Source organism: Pseudomonas salmasensis, from assembly GCF_014268375.2.
Classification (GTDB): Bacteria; Pseudomonadota; Gammaproteobacteria; order Pseudomonadales; family Pseudomonadaceae; genus Aquipseudomonas; species Aquipseudomonas salmasensis.
In genome coordinates, this window is record NZ_CP077083.1 from 5206404 (window position 1) to 5232447 (window position 26044).

Annotated in this window: 26 protein-coding genes and 1 pseudogene; 14 read left to right on the forward strand and 13 right to left on the reverse strand. The window is 61.8% G+C overall.

Annotation, left to right across the window (positions count from 1 at the left end; all coding sequences use genetic code 11):
- Positions 1-53: 53 nt before the first annotated feature.
- Entirely contained in the window at positions 54-647 is a 594-nt protein-coding gene (locus tag HU731_RS23405) for a nitroreductase family protein (protein WP_186605847.1), read from the reverse strand.
- A gap of 153 nt (positions 648-800) precedes the next feature.
- On the opposite strand from HU731_RS23405, the gene HU731_RS23410 reads away from it, so the two are divergent.
- Positions 801-1250: a YcgN family cysteine cluster protein gene (locus HU731_RS23410; RefSeq protein ID WP_003172524.1), complete on the forward strand. Its 450-nt coding sequence runs from the start codon at positions 801-803 to the stop codon at positions 1248-1250.
- Between the two features lie 13 nt (positions 1251-1263).
- On the forward strand, positions 1264-2484 hold the full coding sequence (locus HU731_RS23415) for a hypothetical protein (protein ID WP_186605849.1): 1221 nt from the start codon (positions 1264-1266) through the stop codon (positions 2482-2484).
- Between the two features lie 142 nt (positions 2485-2626).
- Here HU731_RS23415 and HU731_RS23420 read toward each other — a convergent pair whose 3' ends face one another.
- From HU731_RS23420 to HU731_RS23435, 4 genes are all read right to left on the reverse strand, one after another.
- Positions 2627-2977, reverse strand: a complete 351-nt coding sequence (locus HU731_RS23420; protein WP_003189606.1) for a YgaP family membrane protein — start codon at positions 2975-2977, stop codon at positions 2627-2629.
- A 67-nt stretch (positions 2978-3044) separates the two neighbouring features.
- A complete protein-coding gene (locus tag HU731_RS23425) occupies positions 3045-3512 on the reverse strand; it encodes an RNA methyltransferase (RefSeq protein ID WP_003189607.1) in 468 nt (155 codons plus the stop codon).
- A 160-nt stretch (positions 3513-3672) separates the two neighbouring features.
- The gene (locus HU731_RS23430; protein WP_003189609.1) at positions 3673-4047 is read right to left on the reverse strand and encodes a YajD family HNH nuclease; all 375 of its coding nucleotides are present in this window, start codon (positions 4045-4047) and stop codon (positions 3673-3675) included.
- Between the two features lie 89 nt (positions 4048-4136).
- Positions 4137-4823 (reverse strand): spermidine synthase, encoded by a 687-nt coding sequence (locus tag HU731_RS23435; protein ID WP_186605851.1) that lies wholly within the window; start codon positions 4821-4823, stop codon positions 4137-4139.
- Between the two features lie 78 nt (positions 4824-4901).
- On the opposite strand from HU731_RS23435, the gene HU731_RS23440 reads away from it, so the two are divergent.
- Positions 4902-5183 carry a hypothetical protein gene (locus HU731_RS23440; RefSeq protein ID WP_057710843.1) on the forward strand — a complete coding sequence of 94 codons (282 nt, stop codon included), beginning with the start codon at positions 4902-4904 and terminating at the stop codon, positions 5181-5183.
- On the opposite strand, the gene HU731_RS23445 is transcribed toward HU731_RS23440, so the two are convergent.
- Positions 5180-7222: a S9 family peptidase gene (locus tag HU731_RS23445; protein WP_186605853.1), complete on the reverse strand. Its 2043-nt coding sequence runs from the start codon at positions 7220-7222 to the stop codon at positions 5180-5182. The genes HU731_RS23440 and HU731_RS23445 overlap by 4 nt on opposite strands.
- A 24-nt stretch (positions 7223-7246) precedes the next feature.
- On the opposite strand from HU731_RS23445, the gene HU731_RS23450 reads away from it, so the two are divergent.
- Genes HU731_RS23450 through HU731_RS23460 form a run of 3 tightly spaced genes read left to right on the forward strand, consistent with a single transcriptional unit; the run spans position 7247 to position 9134 of the window.
- Positions 7247-7774: an MFS transporter gene (locus HU731_RS23450; RefSeq protein ID WP_186605855.1), complete on the forward strand. Its 528-nt coding sequence runs from the start codon at positions 7247-7249 to the stop codon at positions 7772-7774.
- A gap of 30 nt (positions 7775-7804) precedes the next feature.
- A complete protein-coding gene (locus tag HU731_RS23455) occupies positions 7805-8581 on the forward strand; it encodes a class II glutamine amidotransferase (protein WP_186605857.1) in 777 nt (258 codons plus the stop codon).
- Positions 8582-8591: 10 nt separating this feature from the next.
- Positions 8592-9134, forward strand: a complete 543-nt coding sequence (locus HU731_RS23460) for a DUF2937 family protein (protein ID WP_003189617.1) — start codon at positions 8592-8594, stop codon at positions 9132-9134.
- 127 nt (positions 9135-9261) lie between these two features.
- On the opposite strand, the gene HU731_RS23465 is transcribed toward HU731_RS23460, so the two are convergent.
- Positions 9262-10182 carry a LysR family transcriptional regulator gene (locus tag HU731_RS23465; RefSeq protein WP_032892868.1) on the reverse strand — a complete coding sequence of 307 codons (921 nt, stop codon included), beginning with the start codon at positions 10180-10182 and terminating at the stop codon, positions 9262-9264.
- A gap of 175 nt (positions 10183-10357) precedes the next feature.
- Between HU731_RS23465 and HU731_RS23470 the strand changes: the two genes are divergently transcribed.
- From HU731_RS23470 to HU731_RS23480, 3 genes are read left to right on the forward strand one after another with little or no spacing between them, the layout of a single operon-like run.
- On the forward strand, positions 10358-11098 hold the full coding sequence (locus HU731_RS23470; protein ID WP_098952423.1) for a 5-oxoprolinase subunit PxpA: 741 nt from the start codon (positions 10358-10360) through the stop codon (positions 11096-11098).
- A complete protein-coding gene (locus tag HU731_RS23475; protein ID WP_186605859.1) occupies positions 11095-11799 on the forward strand; it encodes a 5-oxoprolinase subunit B family protein in 705 nt (234 codons plus the stop codon). The genes HU731_RS23470 and HU731_RS23475 overlap by 4 nt, the downstream gene beginning before the upstream one ends.
- On the forward strand, positions 11796-12713 hold the full coding sequence (locus HU731_RS23480; protein ID WP_186605861.1) for a 5-oxoprolinase subunit C family protein: 918 nt from the start codon (positions 11796-11798) through the stop codon (positions 12711-12713). Before HU731_RS23475 ends, HU731_RS23480 begins: the two co-directional genes overlap by 4 nt.
- Before the next feature lie 108 nt (positions 12714-12821).
- Here HU731_RS23480 and HU731_RS23485 read toward each other — a convergent pair whose 3' ends face one another.
- From HU731_RS23485 to HU731_RS23495, 3 genes are all read right to left on the reverse strand, one after another.
- Positions 12822-14000 carry a vWA domain-containing protein gene (locus HU731_RS23485; RefSeq protein WP_003189625.1) on the reverse strand — a complete coding sequence of 393 codons (1179 nt, stop codon included), beginning with the start codon at positions 13998-14000 and terminating at the stop codon, positions 12822-12824.
- The gene (locus tag HU731_RS23490; protein ID WP_003210690.1) at positions 14000-14845 is read right to left on the reverse strand and encodes an AAA family ATPase; all 846 of its coding nucleotides are present in this window, start codon (positions 14843-14845) and stop codon (positions 14000-14002) included. The genes HU731_RS23485 and HU731_RS23490 overlap by 1 nt, the downstream gene beginning before the upstream one ends.
- A gap of 230 nt (positions 14846-15075) precedes the next feature.
- Positions 15076-16152: a DUF748 domain-containing protein gene (locus tag HU731_RS23495; protein ID WP_003189629.1), complete on the reverse strand. Its 1077-nt coding sequence runs from the start codon at positions 16150-16152 to the stop codon at positions 15076-15078.
- A gap of 127 nt (positions 16153-16279) precedes the next feature.
- On the opposite strand from HU731_RS23495, the gene cysK reads away from it, so the two are divergent.
- Entirely contained in the window at positions 16280-17254 is a 975-nt protein-coding gene (cysK, locus tag HU731_RS23500; protein WP_186605863.1) for a cysteine synthase A, read from the forward strand.
- On the opposite strand, the pseudogene HU731_RS28620 reads toward cysK, so the two are convergent.
- A pseudogene (locus HU731_RS28620) lies at positions 17253-17345 on the reverse strand (outer membrane lipoprotein carrier protein LolA); the annotation flags it as partial. The gene cysK and the pseudogene HU731_RS28620 overlap by 2 nt on opposite strands.
- 148 nt (positions 17346-17493) lie before the next feature.
- Between HU731_RS28620 and HU731_RS23505 the strand changes: the two are divergent.
- Positions 17494-18432, forward strand: coding sequence for an aspartyl/asparaginyl beta-hydroxylase domain-containing protein (locus HU731_RS23505; protein WP_003189633.1), 939 nt, complete (start codon positions 17494-17496; stop codon positions 18430-18432).
- A 177-nt stretch (positions 18433-18609) separates the two neighbouring features.
- On the opposite strand, the gene acnA is transcribed toward HU731_RS23505, so the two are convergent.
- Positions 18610-21351 (reverse strand): aconitate hydratase AcnA, encoded by a 2742-nt coding sequence (gene acnA / locus HU731_RS23510; RefSeq protein ID WP_186605865.1) that lies wholly within the window; start codon positions 21349-21351, stop codon positions 18610-18612.
- 196 nt (positions 21352-21547) lie between these two features.
- Here acnA and rlmM point away from each other — a divergent pair, with 196 nt between their 5' ends.
- Entirely contained in the window at positions 21548-22624 is a 1077-nt protein-coding gene (gene rlmM, locus HU731_RS23515) for a 23S rRNA (cytidine(2498)-2'-O)-methyltransferase RlmM (RefSeq protein ID WP_014717500.1), read from the forward strand.
- Positions 22625-22752: 128 nt separating this feature from the next.
- Positions 22753-22998 carry a sulfurtransferase TusA gene (gene tusA / locus HU731_RS23520; protein ID WP_054898798.1) on the forward strand — a complete coding sequence of 82 codons (246 nt, stop codon included), beginning with the start codon at positions 22753-22755 and terminating at the stop codon, positions 22996-22998.
- 107 nt (positions 22999-23105) lie between these two features.
- Here the strand turns inward: tusA and HU731_RS23525 are convergent, their stop codons facing one another.
- On the reverse strand, positions 23106-24488 hold the full coding sequence (locus tag HU731_RS23525; RefSeq protein ID WP_186605867.1) for an MATE family efflux transporter: 1383 nt from the start codon (positions 24486-24488) through the stop codon (positions 23106-23108).
- Positions 24489-24739: 251 nt separating this feature from the next.
- Between HU731_RS23525 and pdxB the strand changes: the two genes are divergently transcribed.
- Entirely contained in the window at positions 24740-25882 is a 1143-nt protein-coding gene (gene pdxB / locus HU731_RS23530) for a 4-phosphoerythronate dehydrogenase PdxB (RefSeq protein ID WP_186605869.1), read from the forward strand.
- Positions 25883-26044 lie beyond the last annotated feature (162 nt).

A 26044-nucleotide genomic window follows, 5' to 3' on the forward strand; every position in this document is an offset into this window, starting at 1 on the left:
TTTTCGCGAGCAAGCTCGCTCCTACATAGGGTCAGAGGGTCAGAGGGCGATGCTTAGAGGCTGAAGTCCCCCTCGGACACCAGCTCACTCAATGGCTTGCGCGGGCTCGGCACTTCGCGCCCTTGCAGGTACTCCGGCAAGCTCGACTTGTCCCCCAGCTTGCCCACGGCCACGGCCGCATGCAGCGCATAACCCTGGGGAATCTTCAGCTCTTTGCGGGTCAGTTCCTGGTCGAAACCGGCCATGCCGTGGGTGTGCCAGCCACTGAGGCTGGCTTGCAGCGCCAGGTGGCCCCAGGCCGAGCCGGTGTCGAAGGTGTGCCACAGCGCCGGGGTTTCTTCGGTGGCGCCGGGGGCGATGAAGTCGGTTTTCGACGCGATGATCACCAGGGCCGACGCATGCTGTGCCCAATTGCGGTTGAATTCATTCAGCAGGCCCAGGAAACGCTCCCAGTTCGGCGTGTCACGGCGCGCGTACAGAAACCGCCACGGCTGCGAGTTGTAGGCCGAAGGCGCCCAGCGTGCCGCTTCGAAGAAACTCAGCAGCGTCTCCTGCGGGATGCTCTCGCCGGTAAAGGCGCGGGGCGACCAGCGCTCGGTGAATTGGGTGTGGATCGGATAATCGGCAACGCGGGGGTTATTGCTCATGGACAGACCCTGATGGAAAAACCGGGATTCAAAACTACTGCGCCCACCCAGGCCTGACAAGCCTTGCAACACCGTCAGTCGTAAGCGCTTGGCCCCAACGGGCTTGGGCACTAGACTGGCGGCCTTTTCACCTTCCGATACTGATGCAGAGCCATGGCCGCCAAAGTCGAACCTTTCTGGATACGCAAAACCCTTGAGCACCTCGACCAAGAGGAGTGGGAGTCATTGTGCGACGGCTGTGGCCTGTGCTGCCTGCAAAAGCTTGAGGATGAAGACGACAACAGCGTCTATTACACGCGTATCGCCTGCAAACTGCTCGACCTCAAAACCTGCCAGTGCACCGATTACCCCAACCGCCGCGCCTCGGTGCCTGATTGCATCCAGCTCACGCCGGGCCAGGCCGATCAGTTCAAGTGGCTGCCGCCGACGTGCGGTTACCGCCTGGTCAGCGAGCGCAAGGACTTGCCGCTGTGGCATCACCTGGTCTGCGGCGACCGTGACGCGGTGCACCACGAACGCATTTCCCAGTCCGGGCGCATGCTCAGCGAAGGCAGCGTGCCCGAGGATGACTGGGAGGATTACCTGATCTTCCGCGCAGGCTGAACGAGGAGTGTGTATGAAGGTGGCCGCCAAGTGGGCAGCGGGCCTGGTCGTGCTGGCGCTGAGCGGGCCGGGCTGGTGCGCGAAGAAAGTCGACCTGGATTACCACATCAAGCTGTTGCCCCAAAGCCAGCAGGCCGAGGTGCGCGTCAGCCTGTCCCAGGGCGCGGCGGTGCGCAGCCTGAACTTCGACCTGGGCCGCGACGGTGACTACAGCGACTTCAAGGCCGATGGCCAGTGGCAAGTCACCGGTAACCGTGGCTTGTGGCAACCCAGCGCCGACAAGGCCAGCCTGACCTACCGGGTGCGCCTGGCCCATGCGCGCAAGCCTGGCGTCTATGACACGCGGATCACGCCCGGCTGGGCGCTACTGCGCGGCGAAGACCTGGTGCCGGCCGCACGTCTCGACCAGCAGGACGGCATCGAGCTGGTCTCACGCCTGCTGTTCGAACTGCCCACGGGGTGGAAGAGCGTCGAAACCGCCTGGCCGCGCATCGGCCAGAACAAATTTCGCATCGACAACGTGTCCCGCCTGTTCGACCGCCCCACCGGCTGGATGCTGGCGGGCAACCTCGGCAGCCGCCGCCTGCGCCTGGGTGAAACCGACGTCACCGTGGCTTCGCCCAAGGGCCAGGGCATGCGCCGTATGGACGTGCTGACGCTGCTGACGTTTGTCTGGCCCCAGGTGGAAGCCGCCTTCCCGCGCCATCCCGGCAAACTGCTGATCGTTGGCGCCAGTGATCCGATGCGGCGAGGGGCTTATTCGTTACGCGATTCGATCTACCTCAACAGCCGCACGCCGCTTGTTGGCGAAAATGGCAGCAGCCCGTTGCTGCGCGAAGTGGTGCAGGCCATCGGGCGCTTTAATGACCACGACAGCAGTGACTGGATCAGCGAGGGTTTGGGCGAGTACTACGCGATTGAACTGATGCGACGTGCCGGCGGCATCACCGATGAACGCTATGCGGCGATCCAGGCGCGGCTGACCAAGGAAGGCAAAGACGTCACCACGCTCAAAGGCGAGCACGTCAACGGCGCGACGCTGGCGCGTTCAGTGGTGGTGTTGCAGGAGCTGGACCGAGAGATCCGCGTGAAGACCCACAACAAACGCTCACTGGACGATCTGGCACAGGCGGTGATGCGGGTGAACAGCATCAACACCCAAGCGTTCGTGCAGTTGGCCGAGAGCGTGATCGGTGAGTCGTCGGTGGTGCTGGACAGCAAACTACTGCGCTGATCCCAAGCCCTGTGCAATTCAACATGTGGGAGGGGGCTTGCCCCCGATGGCGGTGGGTCAGCAAAAAGTAGGCTGCTGACACTCTGCTATCGGGGGCAAGCCCCCTCCCACATTTGAATCTCCAGCATGTCCAAGTCTTAGGTCAGGCCTTAGGTTTCACCGCCTTTTCAGCCGCCACTTCGGCCTTGGTCTTCAGATTCTTCAACTCTTCCCCAGCGCGCTCGATTTTCGTGCGCACGCTGTTCATTTCCTGGCGGCCCTGTTCCAGTTTGTCCTTGAGCGAACTGTGCCCGGTAAAGCCACGGGCCAGTGCCACGCCACCAATCGCCACCTGGATCAAGCCGAAAATCCCGCCGCGGCGCAGGCCTTTACCCACCATCATCACCCCGCCGGCCACCGAGCCGATGCGCTCCCAGCCATGCACGTTTTGGGTAGGTTGAGGCTTCAACGGTGTGGCTTCGATGACAGGTCGCAAGGTTTTGCTGTCGCTCATGATCAGTCTCCAACAAGGGCAAGTGTTACTAGCTGACTGCGCGCACGTGCCGGATGTTCCCGCAATATCAGTACTTGGGGCCCGAACGGGTGTTGTTGCCCTTGGCCAGGCGGTCATAGAGCACCACGTTGACCGTGGCCGCCAGGTTCATGCAGCCGGTGGTGGGGATGTACACCACGTCCTCGCACCAGTCGCGGATCTCTTTGTCCAGGGAGCCGTCTTCGGGGCCGAAGATATACAGCGCGCGGTCGGGGTGGGTGTATTCAGGCAGCGGGCGGGCGCCTTCGACCAGTTCCACGGCCACCGGGATGCAGCCAAGGGGCAGGATCTTTTTCAGGTCGTCGATGCCGATCAGCGGGATGTCGTGGTGCACCTTCTTGGTGTCGGTGATGAAATCCCGGGCGCGCTCGTAACGCACGCCGGTGTAGAACACCGAGGCCACGCCGTAGCAGCCGGCGGCACGCATCACCGAGCCGACGTTTTCGGGGGATTTGGGGTTATACAGACCGATGCAGCTGTAGCGTTTATTGCCCACGGGGAAGGGTGCCTTGAGAAAAACGGCGATTATACGGCCTGGGGGAATGCAGTGCTTGGGCGATCGTCATCGCGGGCAAGCCCGGCTCCCACAGGGACATGTATTCTTCCTGTGGGAGCTGGCTTGCCTGCGATGAGGCCGGAACAGGCAAAGAAAAGCCTCAGTCGTCCTTCTTCATCAACCCCGCCAACGCCGCAAACGGGTTGTGCGTCGCCTTGGCAATGCTCGGGCTGCTGGTGGAGCCTTCGCCGAAGTACTGCTGGTCGGTGTAGCGCGAGTGTTCGTTATCGTGGCAGTACAGGCACAGCAACTCCCAGTTGGAACCGTCCTGGGGGTTGTCATCATGGTTGTGGTTACGGTGGTGAACGGTCAGTTCACTCAAGCGCTTGCCGGAAAATTCACGGGCGCAGCGGCCACACACGTGGGGGTACATCTTCAAGGCTTTATCGCGGTAGCCCATTTCGCGGTCGCGCTGGGCATCGGCGAGGATGCGGTCCAGCTTGGCGGTGTGGGAGGGCGGGTTGTTCGAGCTCATCATGGCTCCTGGCTATTGTTGGGTGGTTCACGGACAAGGTTGATTCTAGCCGCTCCCACCGGGGATTGGCGTTATTGAATCAACCGTGATCAGCCCTTGAGCTTCTCTGCAATCCAGATGGTATGCCGCGTGCCCTTGTTGCCATGGGCAAATACTTGCACTTCTTCGGCCTTGAAACCGGCCTTGCGCAGTTTGTCACTGAACAGCTTGTCGGCACTGGCCGACCACACCGCCAGCACACCCTTTGGCCGCAGGGCCTTGGCACAAGCGGCCAGGCCACTGGCCGAGTACAGCCAACTGTTGGCCTTTTGCGTGAGCCCCTCGGGGCCGTTGTCGACGTCGAGCATGATCGCGTCAAAGCCTTGGGGCTCGGCCTGCAGTACCTTGGCCACGTCTTCCTGGCGGACCACGGTGCGCGGGTCCAGCAGCGGGCGGCCGGATTTTTCTCCCAGCGGCCCACGGTTCCATTCCACGACGCCGGGCACCAGTTCGGCCACCACCACTTCGGCGCTCTTGCCCAAGTGCTTGAGCGCCGCGGCCAAGGTAAAGCCCATGCCCAGGCCGCCGATCAGCACCCGCGAACCCGGGCGACCGGCCACCTTGCGGCAAGGAATCTGCGCCAGGGCATCTTCGGAGCCGTGCATACGCGTGTTCATCAACTGGCCACCGTCACCGCCCTGGATCTTGATGACAAAGTCTTCGCCGTATTCGAACAGGCACAAGGCACCGCCGTTATCGGGGATTGGGGTGGTGTCCAGCAGAACGAAACGTTTCATGGAAATCTCATTGGGAAGGGCATTCTTGCGCGGTTGGGAGTAGCCTTAGGGCATTCCGGTCAGGCCATGGAGCCATCGATGAAGTGCAGCATTCTAACGGTCATTGTGTTGAGCGCGCTCGCATTGGGTACCGCGCAGGCTCAGGAGTTACAAACCGTACCGGTCGCGCCCACGCCAACCCCAGGCGCGCCGGGCACGCCAACGCCCACGTTGTACCCGCAAGTCACGCCGCCCGTTGCGCCCAAGACCCATAATGGCGCGCCACCGCTGGCGCCCATCGTGCTGCCGGCACCGCCCAAGGACCAGACGGTCCCTGGCCTGCAGCAGAACGACAGCAAGCCAAAGACGCCAGGCGGTTAGACCAGGCCCAGGGCCTTGAACACAAAGGTATATTCGAGGGCAACGTCACGCAGGCCCTGATAGCGCCCGCTCATGCCGCCATGGCCGGCACCCAGCTCGGTCTTGAGCAGCAGCAGGTTGTCGTCCGTCTTGGTATCGCGCAGCTTGGCCACCCACTTGGCGGCTTCCCAGTACTGTACGCGGCTGTCGTTATAGCCGGCGATCACCAGCGTGGCCGGGTAAGCCTGGGCGCTGACGTTCTCGTACGGCGCGTAAGCCTTGATGCGCGCGTACACGTCGGGGTCTTCGGGGTTGCCCCATTCGTCGTACTCGGTGATGGTCAGCGGCAGTTCCGGGTCGAGCATGGTATTGAGCACATCGACGAACGGCACTTCGGCAATCGCCGCCTGGAACAGATCCGGGCGCTGGTTGAGCACCGCGCCGATCAACAGGCCGCCGGCACTGCCGCCGCTGATCGCCAGTTGCCGGGAGGTGGTCAGGCCCTCGGCGATCAAATGTTCGGCGCAGGCGATAAAGTCGCTGAAGGTGTTCTGCTTGTGTTCCTGCTTGCCGTTGCGATACCAGGCCTCGCCCAGCTCACCGCCGCCGCGCACATGGGCGATGGCAAACGCCACGCCACGGTCGAGCAAGCTCAGGCGCGCATGGGAGAACCACGGGTCCAGGCTTGAGCCGTAGGCACCGTAGCCATACAGGTACAGCGGCGTCGGCTTGCCGAGCTGGTCACGCTTGACCACCAGGCTGATCGGCACCTGGGTACCGTCGGCAGAAGTGGCCCACAGGCGTTGGCTGACGTAATCATCGGCGTTGAAGACGCCCAGCACCGGGGTTTCCTTGAGCACGACCTGCGCGCCTGTCGCCAGCTCAAGCTGGCGCACTTGGGCCGGACGGTTCAAGGCCTCATAGCGCAGGCGGATCTTGTCGCTGGGAAACTCCAGGCTGTTCTGTACGTAGAGGCTGTAGGCGGCGTCAGGCAATTGCACCCGATAGGCCGGTACGTTCTCGGGGTGTACTTCGATAACCGGCAGGCCACCAATGCGCAGGCTCAAGGTCATGGCGTTGGCGTTCAGGCTCACGCCGTCGAGCATGACCTCATCGCTGTGGGGGATCAGGTTCTGCCAGTCGGCTTCGGTGGGCGGCGTGCCGGTGTCGGCGGCCACGTACAGCGCATGGTTGATGCCGTCGCGGTTGCTGCGGATAAACCAGGTCCACTGGCCATTGCGTTTGCCGTGGTCAACATCGTATTCGTGGTCTTCGACCCGCGGCGCTAGGCAGGTGAAGGCCAGGTGCGGCTGCTCGGCGTCCAGCGCCCAGACTTCGCTGGTGGTCTTGCTGCCCAGGGCCAGCAACAATTGGCGCTCGGAACTTGAGCGGTAGCAATGCAGGAAGAAACGGCCGTCGGGCTCGTGGAACACTTCCTGCGCGGCGGTGCCGTCCAGGCGATAGCGATACAGTTTGTGCGGGCGATGGGTGTCGTCCAATTCGCCGAAAAACAGGGTCAGGCTGTCATTGGCCCAGGTCATGCTGCCGTCGCAGTTGTCGAACGCCAGTTCGCTGACCTTGTCGGTCGCCAATTCCTTCACGAACAGGGTGTAGATCTCTTCGCCGCTGGTGTCGAGGCTGTAGGCCAGGCGTTGGTGGTCGGGGCTGATGCTGAACGCGCCCAGGGAGAAAAAGCCACCATTGGCCAGCACGTTCGGGTCCAGCAACAGTTCCTCGCTGCTGGCGTCCACCTGGTTGCTGTCATCGGCCGGGCGGCGGCAGCGGTAGTGGCGGGCGTATTCATCGCCGGCGGTGGTGCGGGTGTAATACAGATACGGGCCCCAAGGGGAGGGCAGGGACAGGTCGGTTTCCAGAATGCGGCCCTTGATCTCGTCGAACAGGGTCTCGCGCAACGCCTGCTGATCGGCCAGTTGGGCTTCCTGCCAAGCGTTTTCGGCCTTGAGGTAGTCGAGCACCTCAGGGTTGTCGCGTTCTTGCAGCCAGGCGTACGGGTCTGGGCCTGGGGCCTTGCGGGCAATCGGTGCGGTGGAAATAGGCATGGATAATTCCCTATCTGGCAGACGGTGGCAGGCATTGCAGCCGCGACACGCAAAAGCCGTTATCATAGCCGCCTGTTTGCCAACCTTGCCATGGACACCATGACCGAGAACGACTATCTGACCGCTTGGGGCCTTTACGCCTTCGCCGCTTTGGGCTGCCTGTTGGTGTGGTGGCGCATGACCCGCTGGATCTGGCGCTGGCTGCGCGAGCCCCTGCAATTGCTGATGGCGGTGCTGCTGCTCAGCCCGACCATTGTCGACCCGGTCAAGACCCAGTTTGCGCCGGCCGTGGCCATTACCGCCCTGGACCTGGTGCTCAAGGTCGGCAACAACGCCTGGCGCGCCATTTCCGACCTGTTCATGTACACGATGATCGCGTTTGCCCTGTACATCGTGTTTGTGCTGATCCGCTGGCCCATCGAACGCGCCGCCAATGCTCGCCGTGAGCGCAAGGCGGCTGCGGATGCCGCCTTGGCCGCCGAGCCGGAAGACGACGAACCGTTCCGTCGCTCGGCGCCTGCCGGTGGTATGCGGGTCGAGCCGCGCCTTTAACGTTGTTTGCCCTGCAGCGAGAGCCCTGGCATGTGTGAATTATTGGGCATGAGTGCCAACGTCCCCACCGATATCGTGTTCAGCTTTACCGGGCTGATGCAGCGCGGTGGGCGTACTGGCCCGCACCGCGACGGTTGGGGCATTGCCTTCTATGAGGGCCGTGGCCTGCGCCTGTTCCAGGACCCGGCCGCCAGCAGCGAGTCGGAAGTCGCGTTGCTGGTACAGCGTTACCCCATCAAGAGCGAAGTGGTGATCGGCCATATCCGCCAGGCCAACGTGGGCAAGGTCAGCCTGGCCAATACCCATCCGTTCGTGCGCGAGTTGTGGGGGCGTAACTGGTGTTTTGCCCACAACGGCCAACTGGCGGACTTCAACCCCCGCGCCACCTTCTACCGCCCGGTGGGCGATACCGACAGCGAAGCGGCGTTCTGCGATTTGCTCAACCGCGTGCGCGAAGCCTTCCCCGAGCCGGTGGACATCGAACAGGTGCTGCCCGACCTGATCGCCGCCTGCGCCGAATACCGCAGCAAGGGCGTGTTCAACTGCCTGCTCAGCGACGGCGACTGGCTGTTCTGCTATTGCTCGACCAAGCTGGCGCAGATCACCCGGCGGGCGCCTTTTGGCCCGGCGCGCTTGAAAGATGTCGACGTGATCGTCGATTTTCAGGCCGAAACTACCCCCAATGATGTGGTAACGGTGATCGCCACCGAACCCTTGACCGACAACGAAAACTGGACCCGCTACGAACCGGGCCAATGGAGCCTGTGGCGACGCGGTGAATGTGTCAGCCAGGGCGTTACCCAGTAAGGAATCGAGCATGTTGCTGAGCTATCTGCGGTTGGTATTGTTTGCCGTTGGCTTGTTGGTCGGCGTGCAGGTGCCGGGGTTTATCAATGACTACGCCAAGCGCGTCGAGGCCCACCTGATTGAGGCCCAGACCGGCTTGCGCGGTTTCGAGTCCACGGCGCAGCAGTTCTTCAACGGCGATATGCAAGCCTTGGTGGCCCATTACCGCGCCAGCGATGACCCGGTGTTCCAGAGCGACGCCAGCAGCCTGGGCGCCATGCTCGATCGCCAACTCGAGTTGGACAAGCAGTTCCAGGCCATGCAAGGCCCGTGGTACATCCGCGCCCTGCAAGTGGCGGTGGCCGCCGACCCGGATATCCGTCTGGAGACCTGGAATGGCTACAGCTACCAGATTCTGCTGACCCCCGAAGCCATGGGCTGGGGCCTGGGCGGGGCTATGTTGTTGTCGTTCGGCATTGAATGCCTGTATCGCTTGATTGATTGGGTGGTATTGGGCGGCCGGCGCTTGCGCCAGAGCCGGCCCATCGAAGAGCGGGACCTCAAGGGCCTCTAACCCTGTAGGAGCGAGCTTGCTCGCGAAAAACGTCAACGATAACGCGTGCTTCCTGAGTAAACGCGGCGTCTGTGGGTTTCTCGCGAGCAAGCTCGCTCCTACAGAAGCCTTAGGGCAAGCCACAGTGTTAATCGGGTTTATTCAGTTGCATGCGTTCTGTACCCACTTCCTCGGCATAGCGCGCCACGACCTTCTGGCACAACCCCACAATCTCCTCCACCAATTCCACCCCCACGCGCCACGACACCACCACCTGCAAGTTCGGCAGGCGCTGGGCCATGGGCAGCATCACCAATTCCCCTCGCTCCAGTTCTTCGCTGACCAGCACCGGTGGCAGCGCGCCAATGCCGAAGCCATCGCGCAGCAATCGGGTGATCGCCGACACAGAGTTCACACAGTTCATGCGCGGTGCGGCCACGCCATTGGCCTGCATCAAACTCAACACGTCCTGATGCGGGTGTGAGTTTTTCGAGTAGGTGATGATGCGTTCCTGGGCGAGTTCGGCGAGGGACGCGTAGTCGCGGTTGTAGATCGACTGGCTGGCCACTATCCAGGCCATGGGGTGGCTGGCCAGCTCCAGGCTGCGCACGGTTTCCAGGCGCAGCAGGTCGGTTTGCAGGATCAGGTCGAGGAAGCCTTTTTGCAGCTGATCGCTGAGGTTCAGCGCGGTATCGGCGATCAACTCGATCTCTACCAGCGGGTACAGCTTCATCAGTTCAGCAACCAGCGGGCTCAACCAGGTGTGGATCACCGTGTCCATCGCGCCGATCCGAATGCGCCCGACCTTGCTGCTGGTGGTCTCCAGGGACTGCTTCAAGCCCTGCATGGTCACCATCATCTGCTCGGCATAGTCGAGCACTTTCAAGCCTTCCGGGGTCAGGCTCACGCCACGCGAATCACGCAGGAACAGCTTCACCCCCAACTCGCTTTCCAGCACCGCGATGCGGCTGGAGATCGAGGCTTGGGTGGTGAACAGCTTCTCGGCCGTGAGCCGGAAGCTCTTGAGCTTGGCCACCCAGACGAAGGTTTCGAGGAACTTCAAATTCATGGGATCAACTTTTTCTTATGCATGGATCGGTTTTTATTAGTTGGACGTCGCACCGGGCAAGCGCCAAAAATCGAGCTATTCCACGATAAGCGTCGTTGGGGTGTCAGGACAAGTTGCGAGTTCTGCGTAAAAAATCCCACACTACAAGAAAACAAAGCCTACAGGAGCGACCCCCGTGAGCCGCCTGCTATTGAACTGCGACATCGGCGAAAGCTTTGGCAACTGGACCATGGGTCTGGACGCCGAGGTCATGCCGTTCATTGATTGCGCCAACGTGGCGTGCGGTTTCCATGCCGGCGACCCGAGCATCATGCGCAAGACCGTCAGCCTGGCGTTCAAGCACGGCGTGCAAGTGGGCGCCCACCCGGCCTACCAGGACCTGCAAGGCTTCGGCCGGCGCTCCATGAACTACACGCCGCAGGAAATCCAGGACCTGTTGCACTATCAGATCGGCGCGCTGGACGGCATCTGCCGGGCCCAGGGCGGGCGCGTCAGCTATGTGAAACCCCATGGCGCGATGTACAACGACATGATGGCCAACCCCGCGCAGTTGCGTGCGGTGATCCAGGCCGTGGCCGCCTACGGTGACCTGCCGCTGATGCTGCTAGCCACCCGTGACAACCGCGCAGCCCAGGCCTTGGGCGACGAATACGGCGTGACCCTGTGGTTCGAAGCCTTTGCCGACCGTGCCTATGACAGCAAGGGCCATTTGGTTTCCCGGCAGTTACCGGGCGCGGTGCATCACGATGCCGAGACCATCGTGCAGCAGGCCCTGACCCTTTCCCGTGGCGAAGCGCTGATTGCCAGCGACGGCAGCCCATTGGTACTCCAGGCCAATACCCTGTGTGTGCATGGCGACAACGCCAGTTCGGTCGCCGCCGTGCAGCGTATCCGCGAAGCGTTGAAAACAGCATGAACCCACGCATTGAAGTGGTGGCGATCGACTGCTTGATGGTGCGCCTGTTTGACCTGATCGCCGAAGCCAACATGCCGTGGATGCTCGCGGCTACCGAGCGCCTGCGCAATGGCTTTGGCCCGGCCTTGGTGGACCTGGTGCCGTCCTACACCACCTTGATGGTGCATTACGATCTCACGGCGCTCACCCCGGCCCAGGCCCGTGCGCTGATCGACCAGGCCCTCACCGATCTGCAACCCCAGGCCCAGGGCAGTGGCCAGTGCCATGTGCTGCCGGTGTGGTACGACCTGAGTGTCGGCCCGGAACTGGCCCTGTTGTCCCAGCGCAGCGGGCTGGCCGTGGAGGAGGTGATCCGCCGCCACAGCGCCCACCAGTACCAGGTGTTCGCTCTCGGCTTTGCCCCTGGGTTTGCCTTTATGGGGCTGGTGGACGAAATACTTGCCACGCCGCGCCTCAACACGCCGCGCAAACGCGTGGCCGCTGGCAGCGTCGGCATCGCCGAACGGCAAACCGCCGCTTACCCGGTGGTGTCCCCAGGCGGCTGGAACCTGATCGGCCGCACCCCGGCCAAACTGTTCGACCGTGAGCGCGACGGCTACAGCCTGATGCAGCCCGGCGACACGGTGCGCTTCGCCCCGGTCAGCCACGCCGAATTCGTCAACCTGGGTGGCGACGACACCCCGCTGGAGGCGCAGGCATGAGCCGCTTGATCATCGAGGCCAGCACGCCGCTGTGCCTGTTGCAGGACGCCGGGCGGTTTGGCGTGCGTCATCTGGGCGTGACCCAGGGCGGCGCGCTGGATTGGGTGTCAATGTCCTGGGCCAACTGGCTGCTGGACAATGCCCTGGATGCGCCCGTGGTGGAAATTACCCTGGGCGGCTTTACCCTGCAGGCTGAGGACTATTGCCTGCTGGCCTTGGCGGGCGCGGACTTGGGTGCCTATGTCGATGAGCGCGCGATCAGCCCCGGTCGCAGTTTTATCCTGCAAAAGGGCCAACGCCTGCGCTTCACTCAGCCGTTCAATGGGGCACGCGCTTATCTGGCCGCGCCCGGCGGCTTTGATGCGCCGGCGGTACTGGGCAGTGGTGCCACGGTGGTGCGCGAAGCGTTGGGCGGGGTGGACGGTTTCGGCAAGGCCTTGGCTGAAGGCGGGCAGTTGGCTTACTCCGGTACGGGCGGCGCAATGAAGGTGCTGGCTAGCCCGGATTTGCAATCCGGTGCATCACTGGACCTGATCATCGGCGCGCAGATAGGCCAGTTCAGCGGGCAGAGTCTGTTTGATGCCTTCAACAGCGAATGGGCCCTGGACAGCCGCGCCGACCGCATGGGCATGCGCTTGCTGGGCACGCCGTTGCAGTACCAGGGGCCGTCGTTGATTTCCGAAGGGATTCCGTTGGGCGCGATCCAGGTGCCACCGGATGGGCAGCCGATTGTGTTGCTCAATGACCGGCAGACCATCGGCGGTTATCCGCGCCTGGGAGCGCTGACGCCCTTGTCGCTGGCGCGGCTGGCGCAGTGCTTGCCGGGGGAGAAGGTGCGGTTGGCCCCGGTGGTGCAGGAGGCCGCGCATCGGCAGCACATCAAGTTTTTGCAGCGCTTTAGCCAACCCTTGTAGGAGCGAGCTTGCTCGCGAAAAACGTCAACGATAACGCGGGCATCCAGATGTACGCGGCGGTCTCAGGTTTTTCGCGAGCAAGCTCGCTCCTACAGTAAGGCGGTGGTGTTATTTGGAGAGAAAACGCATACCTTCTTCCAATCCACGCAGCGTCAGCGGATACATCTGATCCTCCACCAACTCCCGCACAATCCCCGTCGACGCCGTATAGCCCCAGGTATCTTTCGGATAGGGGTTAATCCAGATCAGCTTCTTGTACTTGGCCATGAAGCGCTGCATCCACACATACCCCGGCTCCTCGTTCCAATGCTCGACGCTGCCGCCGGCTTGGGTGATTTCATAAGGTGCCATGGCCGCATCACCGATAAAGATCACTTTGTAATCGGCGCCGTATTTGTGCAGCAGGTCCTGGGTGGAGGTGCGTTCGGACGTACGGCGCTGGTTGTTCTTCCACACCGATTCGTACACGAAGTTATGGAAGTAAAAATACTCCAGGTGCTTGAACTCGGTCTTGCACGCGGAGAACAGCTCTTCGCAGATCTTCACGTGGGCATCCATCGAGCCGCCGATATCGAACAGCAGCAACAGCTTGATGGTGTTACGCCGCTCGGGGCGCATCTGGATATTCAGCAAGCCGGCATCGCGGGCGGTGTGGTCAATGGTGCCGTCGATATCCAGCTCTTCGGCCGCGCCCTGGCGCGCAAATTTGCGCAGGCGGCGCAGGGCGATCTTGATGTTGCGGGTGCCCAGTTCCACCTGGTCGTCGAGGTTCTTGTACTCGCGCTGGTCCCAGACTTTCACCGCCTTGCCCTGGCGCTTGCCGGCGTCACCGACGCGAATGCCTTCGGGGTTGTAGCCGCCGGAACCAAACGGGCTGGTGCCGCCGGTGCCGATCCACTTGTTGCCACCGGCGTGGCGTTCTTTCTGTTCTTCCAGGCGTTTCTTGAATTCCTCGATCAGCTTGTCGAGGCCACCCAGGGACTGGATCTGCGCGCGTTCCTCATCGCTCAAGGAACGTTCGAACTCCTTGCGCAGCCATTCTTCGGGGATCAGCGCCTGCAGGTGATCGTCAAGCTTTTCCAGGCCGTTGAAATAGGCGCCGAAGGCCCGGTCGAACTTGTCGAAATGCCGCTCGTCCTTGACCAGGATCGCCCGGGCCAAGTAGTAGAACTCGTCCATGTCGGCGAAGGTCACGCGCTGTTTGAGCGCGTTGATCAGGTCGAGCAGTTCGCGCACCGACACCGGTACCTTGGCGGCACGCATCTCATTGAACAGGTTGAGCAGCATCAGCGATTACCGCGACGGCTCATGAACGCCAGACGCTCCAGCAGTTGCACGTCTTGCTCGTTCTTTACCAGGGCGCCAGCCAGGGGCGGGATGGCCTTGGTCGGGTCGCGCTCGCGTAGCACCGCTTCGCCAATATTGTCGGCCATCAGCAGCTTGAGCCAGTCGACCAGTTCGGAGGTGGAAGGTTTTTTCTTCAGGCCCGGCACCTTGCGCACATCGAAGAACACGTCCAGCGCTTCGCTGACCAGGTCTTTCTTGATGTCTGGGTAGTGCACATCCACGATCTTTTGCAGGGTGGTGCGGTCGGGGAAGGCGATGTAGTGGAAGAAGCAGCGGCGCAGGAACGCGTCCGGCAGCTCTTTTTCGTTGTTGGAGGTAATGATGATGATCGGGCGTTTCTTGGCCTTGATGGTCTCGTCGATTTCGTAGACGTAGAACTCCATCTTGTCGAGTTCTTGCAGCAGGTCGTTGGGGAACTCGATGTCGGCTTTGTCGATTTCATCGATCAGCAGGATCACCCGCTCTTCGGACTCGAAGGCTTCCCACAGCTTGCCTTTCTTCAGGTAGTTGCGCACGTCGTGCACTTTGTCCACGCCCAGTTGCGAGTCACGTAGGCGGCTGACCGCGTCGTACTCGTACAGGCCTTGATGGGCCTTGGTGGTGGACTTGATGTGCCAGGTGATCAACTTGGCGCCGAAGGACTCGGCCAGTTGCTCGGCAAGCATGGTCTTGCCGGTGCCCGGTTCGCCCTTGACCAGCAGCGGCCGCTCCAGGGTGATGGCGGCGTTGACGGCCAGTTTAAGGTCATCGGTAGCCACATAGGCCTGGGTGCCTTCGAACTTCATCGGTCATTCCTCGAATTCATCAATGGCCTGACTATACCGCGCAGCCCCGGCGACTGTGAACGCAGACGCGGCATTCAGTCTCTGAATGGCGGGTCACATAGGCTCTAATGCCGGTCTGTAGGAGCGAGCTTGCTCGCGAAAAACTCCCAGGCGCCGCGTTTCTTCAACATGCACGCGTTATCGTTGACGTTTTTCGCGAGCAAGCTCGCTCCTACAGAAGGCAATGACGGTTAATCAGCGCTGGGCTTGGGTTGTTCATACCGGGCATTGAACGCCTGAATAAACCCATTGCGCAGAATCGCGATCACCGCAGAAAACGCACTGACATTTTGCTGATGCACGCTACCGCTCAGCTCCACACGGGTGGCGAACTGGTTTTTACGCTGGTTTTTCAGCACGGTTTCGCTGGCGCCCACCACGGCTTCCCAGATCGAGCGGAAGATATTCTTGTCCTGGTTTTCAACGTCTTGTTGCCAGTCAAACACCTCCACATCGCGCAGCAGCGGCTTGATATAGCCGGTGAGCCGGCCATTTTCAGCCTGGGCTTCGATCACCACGTCACCCGTGCCGGCCTTGAAGTCGAACTTGCCATAGGCCGAGGCGAAGTCATTCATGCGCTTGAGTTGCAGGTCGCGGGCGCGGAAGCGGAATTCGAACTCTTCAAAATCGCTCAGTGGATCAAAGGTGGCGTTGGCCTCCAGAGGCGCCTGGCCTTGCAGCAGTGCCTTGCCTTCAAAACGCGCGTCGCGCTTGCCTTTGACATCCACCACATTGGTCAGGTTATAGAAGCTGGCGTTGACCCCGGTGGCGTTGATATTCACCTGGGGCTTGGAGCTGAAGTTATGGAAGGCGATCTCGCCGTCTTCGATGCGCACTTCGTTGAGGGTGATCGGCAACAGTTTGCGCAGTTGTTCCTGCCAGTCGGTGCCTTTACCGGTCTGGGACGCCTGCTTGTTGGCACCGCCATCGACGAAGTTGATCTGCGGGCGCACAAAATGCCCCTCGGCCACGACGGCATGGTCGTACCACAGCGAATGCCAGCTCACCGCGAACTCGATCAGCGGTGCCTTGACGAACGGCACCGGGACCTTGCCGTCCACCTTGACGATTTGCAGGCCGTTGATCCGGTAGGCGCCGCGCCATAGCGCCAGGTCCACATCGGCAATCTCGCCACGGTAATCGCCCATGTTGGCGAGTTTGTCGTTCAGGTAGTTGCGCACCAGGTAGGGCAGCGCAAGGTGGATGGCAATCAAGACCAGCACCAGAGCGGCGATGGTCCCTAACGGCCAACTGTAGCGACGTTTCATAGGGCAGTTCTCCTTGCTTGTAGGAGATTGACTGTTCTGATTGGCGCAACGTTCCTCCGTCTGGACGCTTGGGAGCACGAGGCATACCCTTGGGGCCTTTCCCAACGCCTCGATAATAGGAACCGCCATGAGCCGCATCTTCGCAGACAACGCGCACTCCATCGGTAACACGCCCCTGATTCAGATCAACCGCATCGCACCGCGGGGCGTGACGATCCTGGCCAAGATCGAAGGGCGTAACCCCGGCTATTCGGTGAAGTGCCGCATTGGCGCCAGCATGGTCTGGGATGCGGAAAGCAGCGGCAAGCTCAAGCCGGGCATGACCATTGTCGAGCCCACTTCGGGCAACACCGGCATCGGCCTGGCCTTTGTCGCCGCTGCCCGTGGCTACAAACTGCTGCTGACCATGCCGTCGTCCATGAGCCTTGAGCGCCGTAAAGTGCTCAAGGCTCTGGGCGCCGAACTGGTGCTGACCGAGCCGGCCAAGGGCATGAAGGGCGCCATCGACAAGGCCGCCCAGATCGTCGCCAGCGACCCGGCCACCTACTTTATGCCGGCCCAGTTCGACAACCCGGCCAACCCTGCGATCCACGAGAAAACCACCGGCCCGGAAATCTGGAACGACACCGATGGCGCCGTGGATGTGCTGGTGGCGGGCGTAGGAACCGGCGGCACCATCACCGGGGTATCGCGCTATATCAAGAACACGGCGGGCAAGCCGATCTTGTCGGTGGCCGTGGAACCCATGGTTTCCCCGGTGATCACCCAGGCCCTGGCGGGTGAAGAGATCAAGCCCAGCCCACACAAAATCCAAGGGATCGGCGCCGGTTTTGTGCCGAAAAACCTCGACCTGTCGATGGTCGACCGCGTGGAGCTGGCGACCGACGAGGAGTCCAAGGCCATGGCCCGGCGCTTGATGCTGGAAGAGGGCATTCTGTGCGGGATCTCCTGTGGCGCCGCCATGGCCGTGGCGGTGCGCCTGGCCGAGAAGCCGGAAATGCAGGGCAAGACTATCGTGGTGATCTTGCCGGACTCCGGTGAGCGCTACCTGTCGAGCATGTTGTTCAGCGATTTGTTTACCGAACAAGAAAACCAGGCCTGAATACTGTAGGAGCGAGCTTGCTCGCGAAAAACCTGAGAGCGCCACGTTGAACCAGTAAGCCCGCGTTATCGTTGACGTTCTTCGCGAGCAAGCTCGCTCCTACAGGGGTTGATACAGGTCAGTCTGTTTTCCTGGGCCTTCTGCATAATGGCTCAAGTGTTTATCATGGCCGGCTGTTACGTCTGGTTTCCGATTGATGGAAATTTGCTGGCCAGGCGCTTATTTCCAGGAGTTGCTGCATGACCTTTTCTTTGGCCGCCAAATTGTCGGTGTTGCTGCTGTTCATTGGCAGCACGCTGTATGTGCACCTGCGTGGCAAGGCCCGTTTGCCGATGTTGCGTCAGTTCGTCAACCATTCGGCGCTGTTCGCCCCGTATAACGCCCTGATGTACCTGTTTTCCGCGGTGCCGTCCAAGCCTTACCTGGACCGTAGCAAGTTCCCGGAACTGGATGTGCTCAAGGACAACTGGGAAGTGATCCGCGAAGAGGCCATGCACCTGTTCGACGAGGGCTACATCCGCGCCGCCGAAAAGAACAACGACGCCGGCTTCGGTTCGTTCTTCAAGAAGGGCTGGAAGCGTTTCTACCTCAAGTGGTACGACAAACCGCTGCCATCGGCCGAGGCACTGTGCCCCAAGACTGTGGCCCTGGTGAGCAGCATCCCTAACGTCAAGGGCGCGATGTTTGCGCTGTTGCCGGGCGGCAGTCACCTCAACCCGCACCGCGACCCGTTCGCCGGTTCCCTGCGTTATCACCTGGGGCTTGCCACGCCGAACTCCGACGACTGCCGTATCTTCGTCGACGGCCAGGTCTACGCCTGGCGCGATGGTGAAGACGTGATGTTCGACGAAACCTACGTGCACTGGGTGAAAAACGAAACCGAACAGACCCGTGTGATCCTGTTCTGCGACATTGAGCGCCCCTTGAGCAACCGCGTGATGACCCGCATCAACCGCTGGGTCAGCAAGCAACTGGGCCGCGCGACCGCGCCGCAGAACCTCGATGACGAGCGCGTGGGCGGCATCAACCAGGCGTACGCCTGGAGCAAGACCTTCAGCGACAAGTTCAGCGGCCAGGTCAAACAGTGGAAGCGCAAGCATCCCAAGGCCTATCGCATTGCGCGGCCGGTGCTGGCGGTAGTGGTGCTGGTGCTGTTGTGGAAGTGGCTGTTCGGCTAAACCGCACACCGTAAAAAGGCGCTGTATCGAAAGATGCAGCGCCTTTTTCATGCCTGGAATGTGATCAAAACTGTGGGAGCTGGCTTGCCTGCGATGGCGGAGTATCAGCTAGAAAAATGTTGGCTGACCCACCGCCATCGCAGGCAAGCCAGCTCCCACAGTTGATCTGCGTTGCTCTTAAGAGGCGATCAACTGGCGCAGCACGTAGTGCAGAATCCCACCGGCCTTGAAGTACTCCACCTCATTCAAGGTATCAATCCGGCACAGCACCTCAACTTTCTCGCTGCTGCCATCCTCGCGAGTGATCACCAACGTCAGGTTCATCCGCGGCCCGATCTCGGCATCGGTCAGCCCGAGGATATCGATCTTCTCCTTGCCGGTGAGCTTGAGTGTCTTGCGGTTCTGGTCCAGCTTGAACTGCAACGGCAACACGCCCATGCCCACCAAGTTGGAGCGGTGGATACGCTCGAAACTCTCGGCGATCACCGCCTTGACGCCCAGCAGGTTAGTGCCCTTGGCCGCCCAGTCGCGGCTGGAGCCGGTGCCGTATTCCTGGCCTGCGATCACCACCAGCGGCGTGCCTGAGGCCTGGTACTGCATGGCTGCATCGTAGATCGCCATTTTCTCGCCAGTGGGGATGTACAGCGTGTTACCGCCTTCTTCGCCGCCGAGCATTTCATTGCGGATACGGATATTGGCGAAGGTGCCGCGCATCATCACTTCATGGTTGCCCCGGCGTGAGCCGTAGGAGTTGAAGTCACGCGGCTCCACGCCCTGTTCGCGCAGGTAGCGCCCGGCCGGGCTGTCGGCCTTGATATTGCCGGCAGGGGAGATGTGGTCGGTGGTCACCGAGTCGCCCAGCAGGGCCAGCACGTTGGCGCCCTTGACGTCTTCGATCACCGGCAGCGGGCCGGCGATGTCGTCGAAGAACGGCGGGTGCTGGATGTAGGTGGAATCCGGCTGCCACACGTAGGTGGCTGCCTGCGGCACTTCAATGGCTTGCCACTGCTCGTCGCCGGCAAACACTTCGGCATATTCCTTGTGGAACATGCTGGTGCTGACCTGGGCCACCGCCTCGGCGATTTCCTGGCTGCTGGGCCAGATGTCCTTCAGGTACACCGGGTTGCCCTGTTGGTCATTGCCCAGCGGCTCGCTGCTGATGTCGATGCGCACGGTGCCGGCCAACGCGTAGGCGACGACCAGGGGCGGCGAGGCCAGCCAGTTGGTTTTCACCAGCGGGTGCACGCGACCTTCGAAGTTACGGTTACCGGACAGCACCGAGGCCACGGTGAGGTCGGCCTTCTGGATGGCTTTTTCGATCGGCTCGGGCAGGGGCCCGGAGTTGCCGATACAGGTGGTGCAGCCGTAGCCCACCAGGTCGAAGCCAAGCTTGTCCAGGTACTGGGTGAGGCCCGCAGCCTTGTAGTAGTCGGTGACCACTTTGGAGCCCGGCGCCAGGGAGCTTTTCACCCAGGGCTTGCGGGTCAGGCCTTTTTCCACGGCTTTTTTCGCCACCAGCCCGGCCGCCATCATCACGCTGGGGTTGGAGGTGTTGGTGCAGGAGGTAATCGCGGCGATCACCACCGCGCCGTTTTTCAGGCGATAGGTGTTGCCTTCGTATTCATAATCCGCTTCGCCGACCAGGTCGGCATTGCCCACGGCAACGCCGCCACCGCCTTCGCTTTCCAGGCGGCCTTCTTCTTTGCTGGTGGGCTTGAATTGCAGGTCGAGAAAATCGCTGAACGCTTGGCCTACATTCGGCAGGGCGACCCGGTCCTGTGGGCGTTTGGGCCCGGCAAGGCTGGCCTCGACACTGCCCATGTCCAGGGCCAGGGTGTCGGTGAAGACCGGCTCTTGGCCGGCGTTGCGCCACAGGCCCTGGGCCTTGGTATAGGCTTCCACCAGCTTGACCGTCTCCGCCGGGCGGCCGGACAGGCGCAGGTAATCCAGCGTCACCTCATCCACCGGGAAAAAGCCACAGGTCGCGCCGTATTCCGGGGCCATGTTGGCGATGGTGGCGCGGTCGGCCAGGGGCAAATCGGCCAGACCGTCGCCGTAGAACTCGACGAACTTGCCCACCACGCCTTTCTTGCGCAGCATTTGCGTGACGGTCAGCACCAGGTCGGTGGCGGTGATGCCTTCCTTGAGCTTGCCGGTGAGCTTGAAGCCGATCACTTCCGGGATCAGCATCGACACCGGCTGGCCGAGCATCGCCGCTTCGGCTTCGATCCCGCCCACGCCCCAGCCGAGTACGCCGAGGCCGTTGATCATGGTGGTGTGGGAGTCGGTGCCGACCAGGGTGTCGGGGAAGGCGTAGGTGCGGCCGTCTTCCTCTTTGGTCCACACGGTGCGGCCCAGGTATTCGAGGTTGACCTGGTGGCAGATGCCGGTGCCCGGCGGTACCACGCTGAAGTTGTCGAAGGCGCTCTGGCCCCAGCGCAGGAAGGCGTAGCGTTCGCCGTTGCGCTGCATTTCGATATCGACGTTCTGTTCAAAGGCGCTGGTGCTGCCGAACTTGTCGACCATCACCGAGTGGTCAATCACCAGGTCCACCGGTGACAGCGGGTTGATGCGCTGCGGGTCACCGCCGGCCTTGGCCACGGCGGCGCGCATGGCGGCCAGGTCGACCACGGCGGGTACGCCGGTAAAGTCCTGCATCAGCACGCGGGCGGGGCGATACTGGATCTCGCGGTCAGACTGGCGCGCCTTGAGCCAGGCGGCGATGGCCTTGAGGTCGGTGCCGGTGACGGTCTTGGCGTCTTCCCAGCGCAGCAGGTTTTCCAGCAGCACCTTGAGGGACATCGGCAGCTTGTCCAGGTCACCCAGGCTCTTGGCGGCTTCGGGCAGGCTGAAGTAGTGGTAGGTTTTGCTGTCTATTTGCAGTGTCTTAAGGGTTCTCAGGCTATCAAGGGATGACATTACATGACTCCTTATGGTCCGCACGGCTACGGACCTGACGGGACGAACAGAGCTATCACGTTAGCGCTGTTTTCATTAGCAGGCTAATAACTGGACTCTATCGCTGAGTCCAAGGTTCCGAACTCGGCTATCATGCGCGCGTTTTCATGACAGGTATTGCGATAGCGCAAGGCCAGTTGATTCACCAGGAGATTCAATGAACACCCTTTTTATGCACTGCCGCCCGGGTTTTGAAGGCGAAGTCTGTTCCGAGATCGCGGAGCACGCCGCGCGCCTGAACGTTTCCGGCTACGCCAAGGCCAAGACCGGCAGCGCCTGCGCCGAATTTGTCTGCACCGAAGAAGACGGCGCCCAGCGCCTGATGCACGGCCAGCGCTTTGCCGAGCTGATCTTCCCCCGGCAGTGGGCGCGCGGGGTGTTCATCGACCTGCCGGAAACCGACCGTATCAGCGTGATCCTCGCCCACCTGCGCGAATTCCCCGTGTGCGGCAGCCTGTGGCTGGAGATGGTCGACACCAACGACGGCAAGGAACTGTCCAACTTCTGCAAGAAGTTCGAAGTGCACCTGCGCAAAGCCCTGCTTAACGCCGGCAAGCTGGTGGACGACCCGAGCAAGCCGCGCCTGCTGCTGACCTTCAAGAGCGGCCGCGAAGTGTTCATGGGCCTGGCCGAGTCGAACAACTCGGCGATGTGGCCGATGGGCATCCCGCGCCTCAAGTTCCCGCGTGACGCGCCCAGCCGTTCGACCCTCAAGCTGGAGGAAGCCTGGCACCACTTTATCCCCCGTGACCAGTGGGACGAGCGCCTGCACGGCGACATGACCGGCGTCGACCTTGGCGCAGCGCCAGGCGGCTGGACCTGGCAACTGGTCAACCGTGGCATGCTGGTGACCGCCATCGACAACGGCCCCATGGCCGAAAGCCTGATGGACACCGGCCTGGTGCAACACCTGATGGCCGACGGCTTCACCTTCGTGCCCAAGCAGCCGGTGGACTGGATGGTCTGCGACATCGTCGAGAAACCTGCGCGCAACGCGGCACTGTTGGAAACCTGGATTGGCGAAGGGCATTGCCGCGAGGCGGTGGTAAACCTGAAGTTGCCGATGAAGCAGCGTTACGCCGAAGTGAAGCGCCTGCTGGAGCGCATCGAAGAGGGGTTCAAGGCGCGTGGCATTCGTGTGGAGATCGGCTGCAAGCAGCTGTACCACGACCGCGAAGAAGTGACCTGTCACCTGCGCCGCCTGGTAGACGTAAAGAAATCCAAAGGCCGCTGATATTAAATGTGGGAGCTGGCTTGCCTGCGAAAGCGGTATAACAGTCGAAGTTTATGTTGAATGTGCCCCGTCATCGCGGGCAAGCCCGCTCCCACAGTGTTGAGCGGTGCCAGTTTTAGGAGTGAAGTATGAGTCTTGAACAGCCTGTCGACGGCACCCTTGACGCCACCGGCCTCAACTGCCCGGAGCCGGTGATGATGCTGCACCAGCACATCCGAGACCTGCCGGCGGGCGGCCTGCTCAAGGTCATCGCGACCGACCCGTCGACCCGTCGCGATATCCCCAAGTTCTGCGTGTTTCTCGACCACGAGCTGGTGGATCAACGGGAAGATGCTGGCACCTACCTGTACTGGATCCGCAAGAAAGCCGATTGACCCCCGACCCACTGTAGGAGCGAGCTTGCTCGCGAAAAACCTGAGAGCGCCGCGTTAAATCAGAAACGCTGCGTTATCGTTAACGTTTTTCGCGAGCAAGCTCGCTCCTACAGGGCCCGAATGCGTCGGCGTGCACTGCGCGCCAGGCGCACCACCAACATCCCCGCCGCACAGCTCAAGCCCACGATCAGCCCTTGCCATAAACCGCTCGGGCCGCTGGGCTCACCGAGCCAGTTGGTCAGGCCCAGGGCGTAACCCACCGGCAAGCCCACGCCCCAATAGGCGAACAGGGTCAGCACCATGGTCACCCGGGTGTCCTGGTAGCCGCGCAGTGCGCCCGCGGCGGTGACCTGGATCGAGTCAGAGAACTGGAACAGCGCCGAGAACACGATCAGCATCGACGCCAGGTGGATCACCACCGGGTCGGGGGTGTAGATCGCTGCAATCTGCTCGCGAAACAGCAGCATCAAACTGCAGGAAAAGCACGCGTACGCCAGGGCGGTGCCCATGCCGACGCCGGCGGCGAAGCGTGCTTCCCGAGGTTCGCCACGCCCCAACGCCTGGCCGACCCGCACGGTGACGGCCATGCTCAGGGAATAGGGAATCATGAACACCAGGGAGCTGACGTTCAGGGCGATCTGATGGCCGGACACCACGGTAGCGCCCAGGCTGCCAAGCAACAGGGCAATCACCGCGAAAATGCTCGACTCGGCGAAGATCGCCACACCAATCGGCAGGCCTATGCCCAATATGCGCTTGATCACCGTCCATTGCGGCCAGTCGAAGCGCTTGAACAATTCGCTGCTTTGATAGGCCGCGCCCCAGCGCGTCCAGATGGCCAGGCCGATCATCATCACCCACATCGCGATGGCGGTAGCCCAGCCACAGCCCACGCCGCCCATGGCCGGTACGCCAAAGTGGCCGTAGATGAAGATGTAGTTCAGCGGAATATTCAGCGCCAACCCGCACAAGCCCATGACCATGCTCGGCCGTGTACGGCCCAGGCCGTCACTGAAACAGCGAAACACGTAGTACAACGCCACCGCCGGCATACCGGCGGCGATGCCGTGCAGGTAGCCCATGGACGGCTCGATCAGGTCGGGCTCGACCTTCATCGCATGCAGGATCGGCTCGGCGCACAGCAACAGCAGCGCGCCTGCGATGCCGACCACCACGGCCAACCACAACGATTGGCGCACCAGAGGGCCGATCTCGGTGAGTTTGCCCGCGCCATAACGCTCGGCAACTTTCGGCGTGGTGGCCAGCAGAGTACCGGTCATCAACAGGTACACCGGGATCCAGATCGAATTACCCAGGCCCACCGCCGCCAGGTCCTGCGGGCTTACGCGCCCGGCCATCACCGCATCGACGAAGCTCATCGCGGTGGTTGCCAGTTGGCCAATCATGATCGGCAAGGCCAGCGTCAGCAGGCCGCGCACTTCCCGGCTGATGCGGGCGGGGCGGGAGAGGGTAGCGGTGGCAGTGTTCACGTACAGGTGTCCAATAAAAAGGCAGTCGCAAGGACGGCGGATTCTACGCGTTGACGCAGTGGTCAGGAAAAAACCTGTGTTAGGGATTTGTAAGCAATGCTCCCAGGCCTGCGCTGATCCTGTGTGGGAGCTGGCTTGCCTGCGATGCAGGCACCTCGGTACATCAGGCAAACCGGGCCGATGCAATCGCAGGCAAGCCTGCTCCTACACAGGATCTTCTGTACACTGCAAATCCGCCAAAGGAGCCTGCCATGCTGATTGTTGCCGACGAAAATATCCCGCTGCTCGATGCATTCTTCGAAGGGTTTGGCGAGATTCGCCGTGTGCCTGGCCGTTCCATCGACCGCGCCACGGTCGAGCAGGCCGATGTACTGCTGGTGCGCTCGGTGACCAACGTCAACCGCGCCCTGCTCGAGGGCAGTAACGTGCGTTTTGTCGGCACTTGCACCATCGGCACCGACCACCTGGACCTCGACTACTTCAAGCAAGCGGGTATCCAGTGGTCCAGCGCGCCCGGCTGCAATGCGCGCGGGGTGGTGGACTACGTGCTCGGCAGTTTGCAGACCCTGGCTGAAATCGAAGGCGCCGACCTCAAGCAACGCACCTACGGCATCGTCGGCGCCGGTGAAGTCGGCGGGCGGTTGGTCAAGGTGCTCAAGGGCCTGGGCTGGAATGTGTTGGTGTGCGACCCGCCGCGCCAGGTCACCGAAGATGGTGACTACGTCAGCCTGCAGCAGATCATCGAGCACTGTGACGTGATCAGCTTACATACGCCGCTGATCAAGTCCGGCAATGGTTCAACCTGGCACCTGTTTGATCGCCAGCGGCTGGAGCAGCTCAAGCCGGGCACCTGGCTGATCAATGCCAGCCGTGGCGCCGTGGTAGATAACGCCGCCCTGCGCGAGGTGTTGCTGGCGCGCGAAGACCTGCAAGCGGTGCTGGACGTGTGGGAAGGCGAGCCCGAGGTGGACGTCGACCTGGCTGACCTGTGCGTGCTGGCAACGCCCCATATCGCCGGCTACAGCCTCGATGGCAAGCAGCGCGGCACCGCACAGATTTACCAGGCGCTGTGCGCGCACCTGGGCCAGGAGCCGAGTATCCAGCTGAGTGATTTGCTGCCGGCCCCCTGGCTGGCCGAGATGCACTTGAATGCTACGACTGACCCGGCCTGGGCGCTGGCGACCTTGTGCCGCAGTGTGTACGACCCACGCCGTGACGATGCGGATTTCCGTCGCAGCCTGGTAGGTACCGTGCAGGAACAGCGCCAGGCCTTTGACCTGCTGCGCAAGCACTATCCGGAGCGTCGCGAGATCGATGGCTTGAAGGTGCGCATCATGGGGGAGTCGGCGGTGCTGTCGCAGATCGTCACTGCTCTGGGCGCCGAACACCTATAACCTATAACTGTAGGAGCGAGCTTGCTCGCGAAAAACCTGAGGGCGCCGCGTTAAATCAGAAACGCTGCGTTATCGTTGACGTTTTTCGCGAGCAAGCTCGCTCCTACAAGGATGCATAAAAAACCCGGCCACCGGGGCCGGGTTTGAAAGAGCGTGGGCGCT